This is a genomic window from Paracoccus aminovorans (assembly GCF_001546115.1).
In the GTDB taxonomy this organism is placed as follows: domain Bacteria; phylum Pseudomonadota; class Alphaproteobacteria; order Rhodobacterales; family Rhodobacteraceae; genus Paracoccus; species Paracoccus aminovorans_B.
In genome coordinates, this window is sequence record NZ_KQ955208.1 from 1,752,288 (window position 1) to 1,760,083 (window position 7,796).

General features: G+C 63.0%; 7 protein-coding genes, 1 tRNA gene, 1 rRNA gene and 3 other annotated features. Of the genes, 4 read left to right on the forward strand and 5 right to left on the reverse strand.

Features of this window, described 5'->3' with window-relative positions:
• Nucleotides 1–208 (forward strand) — a sequence feature (23S ribosomal RNA rRNA prediction is too short).
• A 4-nt stretch (nt 209–212) separates the two neighbouring features.
• Nucleotides 213–550: a sequence feature (23S ribosomal RNA rRNA prediction is too short), on the forward strand.
• 9 nt (nt 551–559) lie between these two features.
• Nucleotides 560–1,415 (forward strand) — a sequence feature (23S ribosomal RNA rRNA prediction is too short).
• A 105-nt stretch (nt 1,416–1,520) separates the two neighbouring features.
• The 4 genes from rrf to ASV56_RS09045 all read left to right on the forward strand — a co-directional run bounded on the left by rrf (nt 1,521) and on the right by ASV56_RS09045 (nt 3,777).
• Nucleotides 1,521–1,635 (forward strand): 5S ribosomal RNA (rrf, locus tag ASV56_RS09030).
• A 58-nt stretch (nt 1,636–1,693) separates the two neighbouring features.
• Nucleotides 1,694–1,770 (forward strand) — tRNA-Met (locus tag ASV56_RS09035).
• A 248-nt stretch (nt 1,771–2,018) separates the two neighbouring features.
• The gene (locus ASV56_RS09040) at nt 2,019–2,210 is read left to right on the forward strand and encodes a hypothetical protein (protein ID WP_062561678.1); all 192 of its coding nucleotides are present in this window, start codon (nt 2,019–2,021) and stop codon (nt 2,208–2,210) included.
• Nucleotides 2,211–2,304: 94 nt separating this feature from the next.
• On the forward strand, nt 2,305–3,777 hold the full coding sequence (locus ASV56_RS09045; protein ID WP_156429116.1) for a hypothetical protein: 1,473 nt from the start codon (nt 2,305–2,307) through the stop codon (nt 3,775–3,777).
• A 6-nt stretch (nt 3,778–3,783) separates the two neighbouring features.
• On the opposite strand, the gene ASV56_RS09050 is transcribed toward ASV56_RS09045, so the two are convergent.
• The 5 genes from ASV56_RS09050 to ASV56_RS09070 form a co-directional block, all read right to left on the reverse strand.
• Complete coding sequence (locus ASV56_RS09050; protein ID WP_062561680.1) at nt 3,784–4,128, reverse strand: DUF2190 family protein; 345 nt, start codon at nt 4,126–4,128, stop codon at nt 3,784–3,786.
• Between the two features lies 1 nt (nt 4,129).
• The gene (locus ASV56_RS09055) at nt 4,130–4,339 is read right to left on the reverse strand and encodes a phage head-tail joining protein (RefSeq protein ID WP_062561681.1); all 210 of its coding nucleotides are present in this window, start codon (nt 4,337–4,339) and stop codon (nt 4,130–4,132) included.
• Complete coding sequence (locus ASV56_RS09060; protein ID WP_062561682.1) at nt 4,339–6,150, reverse strand: prohead protease/major capsid protein fusion protein; 1,812 nt, start codon at nt 6,148–6,150, stop codon at nt 4,339–4,341. The genes ASV56_RS09055 and ASV56_RS09060 overlap by 1 nt, the downstream gene beginning before the upstream one ends.
• Nucleotides 6,143–7,141 carry a phage portal protein gene (locus ASV56_RS09065; protein WP_301336093.1) on the reverse strand — a complete coding sequence of 333 codons (999 nt, stop codon included), beginning with the start codon at nt 7,139–7,141 and terminating at the stop codon, nt 6,143–6,145. The genes ASV56_RS09060 and ASV56_RS09065 overlap by 8 nt, the downstream gene beginning before the upstream one ends.
• The coding region (locus ASV56_RS09070; RefSeq protein WP_082724774.1) for an IS3 family transposase at nt 7,036–7,796 on the reverse strand (761 nt) is incomplete at its 5' end. The genes ASV56_RS09065 and ASV56_RS09070, both read right to left, overlap by 106 nt.

Consider the following 7,796-nt stretch of genomic DNA (forward strand, 5'->3'; position numbering starts at 1 on the left):
TCTGAGCAGGGTAAGCCGGCCCCTAAGGCGAGGCCGAAAGGCGTAGTCGATGGGAACCAGGTTAATATTCCTGGGCCAGGAGATGGTGACGGATCGCAGAGCTAGTTCTTCCTTATCGGATTGGAAGGGCTGGTGAGCGGTTCCTGGAAATAGCCCTCCACAAGACCGTACCCTAAACCGACACAGGTGGACTGGTAGAGAATACCAAGGCGCTTGAGAGAACCACATTTAAGGAACTCGGCAAAATACCTCCGTAAGTTCGCGAGAAGGAGGCCCGGTTGCTGCGCAAGCAGTGGCTGGGGGCACAAACCAGGGGGTGGCGACTGTTTACTAAAAACACAGGGCTCTGCGAAGCCGTAAGGCGACGTATAGGGTCTGACGCCTGCCCGGTGCCGGAAGGTTAAAAGGAGAGGTGCAAGCCTTGAATTGAAGCCCCGGTAAACGGCGGCCGTAACTATAACGGTCCTAAGGTAGCGAAATTCCTTGTCGGGTAAGTTCCGACCTGCACGAATGGCGTAACGACTTCCCCGCTGTCTCAAATGTGGACTCAGCGAAATTGAATTGTCTGTGAAGATGCAGACTTCCCGCGGTTAGACGGAAAGACCCCATGCACCTTTACTATAGCTTCGCACTGGCATCAGGATTGTGATGTGCAGGATAGGTGGTAGGCATTGAAACCGGGACGCCAGTTCCGGTGGAGCCATCCTTGAGATACCACCCTTCGCACTCTTGATGTCTAACCGCGGCCCGTTATCCGGGTCCGGGACCCTGCGTGGTGGGTAGTTTGACTGGGGCGGTCGCCTCCCAAAGAGTAACGGAGGCGCGCGAAGGTTGGCTCAGAGCGGTCGGAAATCGCTCGTTGAGTGCAATGGCAGAAGCCAGCCTGACTGCAAGACTGACAAGTCGAGCAGAGACGAAAGTCGGCCATAGTGATCCGGTGGTCCCGAGTGGAAGGGCCATCGCTCAACGGATAAAAGGTACGCTGGGGATAACAGGCTGATGATGCCCAAGAGTCCATATCGACGGCATCGTTTGGCACCTCGATGTCGGCTCATCTCATCCTGGGGCTGGAGCAGGTCCCAAGGGTATGGCTGTTCGCCATTTAAAGAGGTACGTGAGCTGGGTTTAGAACGTCGTGAGACAGTTCGGTCCCTATCTGCCGTGGGTGTAGGATACTTGAGAGGAGTTGCCCCTAGTACGAGAGGACCGGGGTGAACGTTCCACTGGTGGACCAGTTGTCGTGCCAACGGCAGTGCTGGGTAGCTATGAACGGACAGGATAAACGCTGAAGGCATCTAAGCGTGAAGCCCCCCTCAAAACAAGGTATCCCTTGAGAGCCGTGGAAGACCACCACGTCGATAGGCCGGAGATGTAAGCGCAGCAATGCGTTCAGTTGACCGGTACTAATGGCTCGATTGGCTTGATTTGATCCGGAAGAAGACAGACCTCGTCTTCCTCCAAAAGCATCCTTGGACAACCAGATCCCGCAGGGGATAACGCCGATCTCGCTTCTTTTCCGGTCTGGTGGCCAAAGCACGAGCAAAACACCCGATCCCATCCCGAACTCGGCCGTTAAGTGCCGTCGCGCCAATGGTACTGCGTCAATAGACGTGGGAGAGTAGGTCACCGCCAGACCTGAAAAGCAGCGAGACATCTCTCGAAACGATAACGCGCCAACACAAAGCGCAAATGGCGCGGGGTAGAGCAGCCCGGTAGCTCGTCAGGCTCATAACCTGAAGGCCGCAGGTTCAAATCCTGCCCCCGCAACCAAACTTTCTTACAAGATTACAAAGGCTTAGGCCAAAACATAGCGCCCCACGGGGCGCTTTTTACGTTGCAAACCGCCGCAACACATCCCCCTAAGATTCCAAACCCTTACGAACACCCCCGATTCCACCGTGCAACACCCATGCGACACGGGATCGGCAGGGTGTTCGTGGGACGTTCCGTGTACGATTGAGCTTGACCCAAAGGCAGACCAGAGCCGCCATGTCCTCGCAACCAACTCGGGGACCCTCATGTTCAAGACCAATGATGCAGCGCTGGACGCCTTCATCGCCGCCAAGATCGAGATCGACGTCCTGCTGGCCATGCTGGCTCACAGCGCCGACCACTTCGGCTCCGACCCGGATGAGGCAAACTGGGGCCATGTCGGCACATTGAAGCACTACCTCGAGAAGCTCCGCGAGATCACCGACATGGCGTCCTAGGAGAACCGGTGTCTGGCTTGAAGCCGTGAGCCAGCCTGCATCCGCGACACCAACCACGAGCGGTGACCAATTCTCCGTTGACGCCGCAAAGAGGATGCCTGATCTTTCGGGAATGCTCCCATTTTCAACAGAATTTCCCGTCCGAGCCAGCCCCAACCGTGCCGCCTTCGTCTCCGAAGTAGTCGGCTGGTTGCGTGGTATGAAGCATCAGGCCGTCCTTTCAAGCGCTTCAGAGGCGGAACTGGATGGTGCGAATGTTCACGTGCGATCGGCTACCGGCGAAGAACTCCGGATGCGGGAGCTTCAAACCGCTGACGGCTGGTCCGCGATTGGCGCGCGACATGACTTGCCTGACGACCTCGGACGGGTGTGGCGTACCGAATGTGTTCTGCGGCGCGGGGCAGCAGAGGGTGGACAGGATCTTGTTCGTCTTCGCACCCAGTGCATCGCGACCACTGCTGGTGCGAAACTGGAAACTCCGAGAAAACCCTACCTCATCAAGGCTCTTATCAAGAACGGCTGGGGAGGCCAGGACCGCCAGCTCGCGGTGTCGGATGCCGCCATATGGCTGAAGAATGATGGCGAGGGCCTCACCACTGCCAGGTCGGTGACCGTGGGTGATGCCACTAAGTGGCTTCCCGTGGTATACGTGTCCGCGACCGGCAAGTCGACGTGGGTGCTGAATCAAACTGAGATCGAGAAGCTGGCCTATGATCTGGGCGGCATTGCACACGTTGTTGTCGAACCAGACCGTACCTTCTCGTTTTCTCTTCGCGAGCAGACTGACGCAAGGAATGCCTACGGTGGTACCGTGGCTTTGTCAGCACCGGGCCAAGGCGTTGTCAGAAGGTACTTCATCGGATGGCAGATCCAGGATGGGGTCGAACTGGCAGCAACGATTCGGGAGGCTACAGCAAGCCTTCGGAGCCAGATGCCTTCCTTTGGGTGGGATTGGACCGAACTGCAGGAACAGGCCCTGCGGGCGCAGCGTTCAAGCGAGAAGTCGCGGCTAACTGCGGCTGAAAGCGAGCAGCTGTACCTCGAAGAGATCGAAAACCTGCAGGACAGGATAAGACAACTCGAACAGGCGCTTGTTGCCCGGCCGGCCGATAGCGTGGGAACCGACGAGGGGGAGTTCTCGGCTGACAACCTCATTCGGCGGATCGGGCCGGAAATCTATGCCGGGGAAGTTTCGGACAGACTGCGCTTTGCCGCCAGAACGACGCTTGCGGTCGCTGATCAGATCGGATTGGATACTCGGTCAAAGGTGATTCTGCAGCGGGTTCTGGATCGGCTTCCGGTATCGCCTGCTCTTACCGAACTTTCGCAAGACTTGGCGAGGGCAACAAAGGACCCGAAACGCGTTGCGAGCGAACTGACGTCGCTACTGGCGCGTCATGGCTACTCGGAGAAATCCGACAACAAACACATTCGAATGGAAGCTGATGACCTGTTCGAGGGCCTCGATGCTATTACTATTCCCAAGACGCCCAGTGATCATCGCGGTCTGACGAACCTGCGAAAGCAAATCGAACGCACGCTCGGCATCACCAAACTTGACGGATGACATTGCTCACGACGCCACCGTTGCCACGCCATCCAGCCGCACCGCGACGCTGCTGACGCCACTCCCGGCCGCCTCGACGGCAACGCCGATGGGGAAGCGCCCGGCCGCTGGTGTAGTCACTTCCTGCGCCGTGTTGTCCCACGCAACACGCGCACCGACCGTCAGCACGGCGGCGCTGGCCTTCGGCAGCTGGAACACGCCGGTGGTGGAGAGCTCGACCGGGTCACCCTCGGCCGAGGAATAGGCGGCGATGCCGAAGATGTTGCCCACGATCAGCGCGTCGCCCGAGGCGATGCCGCCCGCAGGTGTCGCGACGCGGACGATGTGGCCGTTCTGGAGGTAGTTCTTCATCTCAGAGCCCTTTCGAGGATTGGATGCGGACGACCGAGATGCGCTCGGTCGCCCTCGCGATCTGCCGGTTGAGGTCCGCGAGCGCGGCGGCCATCTCGCCGTCGCTCGCGTAGGTGATGCGCTTGCCGTCGTATTCGACGGTGCGGACGCCCCGGTAGCGCGCGGCCATCAGGGCGTCCCGCCAGGCGGTGAACTGGGCGAGGTCGGCCATCACGCGCCTGCGTTCATGAACCAGCCGCGGTGGTCGATGAACCCGGCGCCGAAATCGAGGATCACCCGGATCTCCACGCCGTCGACGTCCCAGCCCGAGCGGCTCTCGACCTGCGGGCCTTCGGCGCCCGAGAGATAGGCGAACTCGAGCCCGTCGATCTCGCCGGGATCGGCCGTCACATACCAGCGGGTCGCGCTCGACAGCCGGGGCTCCACGACCAGCGACAGCGAGCCCGAGAACGGGTTCACATCGGCCGCCGTCGCGGGCGCGATGCTGGCCAGCCACTTCTCGGCCGTGGTCTCCAGCGCGGGCGGGACCAGCAGGTTGCGGGGCGTGACGCGTATCGTGCGGTCCTCGATGCCCTTCTGCGTGCGTAGCGCCAGCCGCGCGGCCGAGAGGGTCGCGTCGGAAATCACGGCACCGGTGCCCGCCTTGTTGCCGTGGTCGGCGTGGAACAGCGTCTTGCCGTCGGACATGGTGGGCCCGTTGCCGCTGCCCGCCTCGAGGAGCGTCACGAGGATCCGCGCCTCGGTCTCGGCGGCGGCCTGACCCATGCGCCGGGCGAGGTCCGCGAAGGCGCCAAGATCGTCGTTGACCAGCACCTGCCTTGTGATGCCGATCTTCCGCGCCCAGGTCTCGACCTTGTAGGCCTCGCGCGCCTCGGCCATCGTCCCGGCCTTGATCTCGCCGTGCTCGTTCAGCTTCTCCAGCAGCGGCGCCTCCCCCAGCATGATCTTGTTCACCGCGCGGAAGTCCCGCGCCGTGGTCTGACGGCCGAGGCGGCGGATGCCCGAGGGCGCGGCCTGGTAGGCGTCGCGCAGGACGCGACCCACCGTGTCCCCGAGGATGATCGGGAAGTCGGAGTTGGTGTGCAGCGCGCGAGTGACGAGGCTCGCGGGCGACAGCGCCATGGTGAACTCGCCACGGAGCGTCAGCAGTTCCTTCGCCATGTCCACGGGCGTGGCATAGGCGTATCGCCGGGCGGGCTCGGAGAGGTCGTGCCGCGGGTTGATCCGGGCGTAGAGCGCCTCGCCCATCTGCCGGGCGCGGAGCGCGGGATCGTCCTGGCTCTCGCCCATCTCGACGCGGACCTGTTCGGTGCGGATGGTTGGCGCGGATCGCTTCGCCAGCGCCTCGAAGGCGGCGCGTCGGGCGGTGTCGGGATCGGCGTTCGCATCGATCTGGCCGTCGACCCACGACTGGTCGAGCCCGGCGATGCGGGCGATGGATCGGATCTCGGCGTTCGCTTCGGCGCGGGTCTCGGTGTTGGGCACCATGTCGGCGGCTTCTCGGGTGGTCGCGTCGGTCATCTCTGTCTCCATGCGAATATGGGCGCCGGGATCGGCGGGTGTCGGCACCAGGGAAATCTCGTGGGGCGTCCAGTTTACGGCGGTCAGCACGCGCGCGCCGTTCTCGATGCTCTCGGCCCAGTCTTCGACCGAGTAGCCGACCGACACGTGCCGCAGGATGCCCGCCAGCACGTCCTGCCAGACCGGCTCCACCTCCGGACGGGCCGAGAACTGGATGAGGGCGGTGCCGCGCTTGCCGTCCACGGCGGCGCTGCGGACGGAGCCCAGCACGTCGCGGACGGCGGTCTGGCGATGCGCGTCGAGGACGCTGGCTCCTTCGAGGCGCGACAGGTCCACCGCCTCGGGCGCGAGGCTCAGCCGCTCGATATAGGGACCCGCCATGTCGCGGCGGCGCACCGGCGCGCCGGTAGACCAGACCACCTCGACGGTGCGGGCGTCCGGATCGGCCGTGGCGGGCGCCAGCGTCGCGCGGCGGGTGAGCAATTCCATGGTGTCAGCCATCGGCCGCCTCCTTCTGCTGCGGTGCAGCCGTATGGCCGAAGGCGAGCCCCAGCCCGTCCGCGCGCTCGCGGTCCGCGGCGATCTCGGCATCCACCTGTTCGGCGTCGTAACCGCGTTCGGAGATCGCCTGGGACCGGCTCTTGAGCCCTGCGCCGATCGCCATGATCTCGGCCTGCACGTCCTTCATCGGATCGACGTAGTCGAACTTCGGCGGCAGCCATTCGCAGCCGAGATAGGCGTCCGGGTTCCTGTCGAAGTCCCGCGCGGGCAGATCGCCGGTCAGCACCGCCAGGCGCACGAAGCGCTCCCACACCGGGCGGCAGAACAGGTGCACGACGACGTTGTGCTGGAGCTGCTCGACCCGGCGGCGGAACTCGATGAGCCCCGCGCGGATCGAGGAATAGGTGACGCCCTCTAGATCGCCCGAGACCAGCTCGTAAGGCAGGCCCAGCCCGGCCGCGACGGCGCGCAGATGGTTCTTCACGAAGGGCGCATAGGCGTCGTGCTCGGTCGGGTTGGAAAACCGGATGTCGGTGCCGGGCGGCAGTGGGATCAGACTGCCGGGCTCCATGCCGACGGTCAGCGCGCCGCCGGTGTTGGTGCCAGAGAGCCCGCCCGCCGTGCCATCGGGATCGGTGATGAAGCCGGTGAAGAGCGCCGCCACCTTGGCCTTCACCAGCGCGGCGTCCTCGAACTGGTCGAGCTCGTGCAACCGCAGCAGCACCGGCGCGAGCCAGGTGATCCCGCGCAGCTGGCCCGCGGCGAGCGGCTTGAACAGGTGCAGGCAATCGGCGGCGGGGACGCGGATCGGGTCCATGCGGAGAGACCCCAGCGGATCGCCCGGGCGGGAGTGGACTGCCCCCACCGAGTGGTCCGGGTTGATTGTTAGTGCATCGTCGGCCGCTGGTCTATTGGGATGACGGCTTCCGGTGCGGGTGGGCGGTATCCCAGGGAGCTGTGCGGCCTGACAGTGTTGTAGTGGCGGCGCCATCGCTCGATGAGGATCTGGGCCTCCCTGAGCGAATAGAAGACTTCTGCATCCAGGAGTTCGTCGCGGAATCGAGCGTTGAAGCTCTCGCAATACCCGTTCTCCCAGGGTGAACCCGGCTCGATGAACGCGGTCTTGGCACCAACTGCGCCGATCCAGCCCTGCACCTTCTTGGCAATGAATTCCGCGCCATTGTCGGACCTTATGAACGCAGGCGGGCCACGCAAGATGAACAGATCCGTCAGGGCGTCGATTACGTCGGTGGAATTGAGCCTGCGGTTTACACGGATCACCAGCGCCTCCTTCGTGAATTCGTCGATGATATTGAGCGTCCGAAACAGCCGTCCGTCATGTGTCCGGTCCTGAACGAAATCATAGGACCAGACGTGGTTCGGGTGCTCCGGCCGGAGACGGACGCAGGACCCGTCGTTCAACCAGAGCCGACCCTTCTTTGCCTGCTTTTGCGGGACCTTCAGCCCTTCACGCCGCCATATCCGTTCCACGCGTTTATGATTTACATGCCAACCGGCGTTGTTCAGCAATCCGGTGATCATCCGATAGCCATATCGCCCGTAGGTGCGAGCGAGCGTGATGATGTCTTCCGTCAGCCGTTCTTCGTCCGGGGCGCCGCAAGGAACCTTGCGTTGCGTCGAGCGGT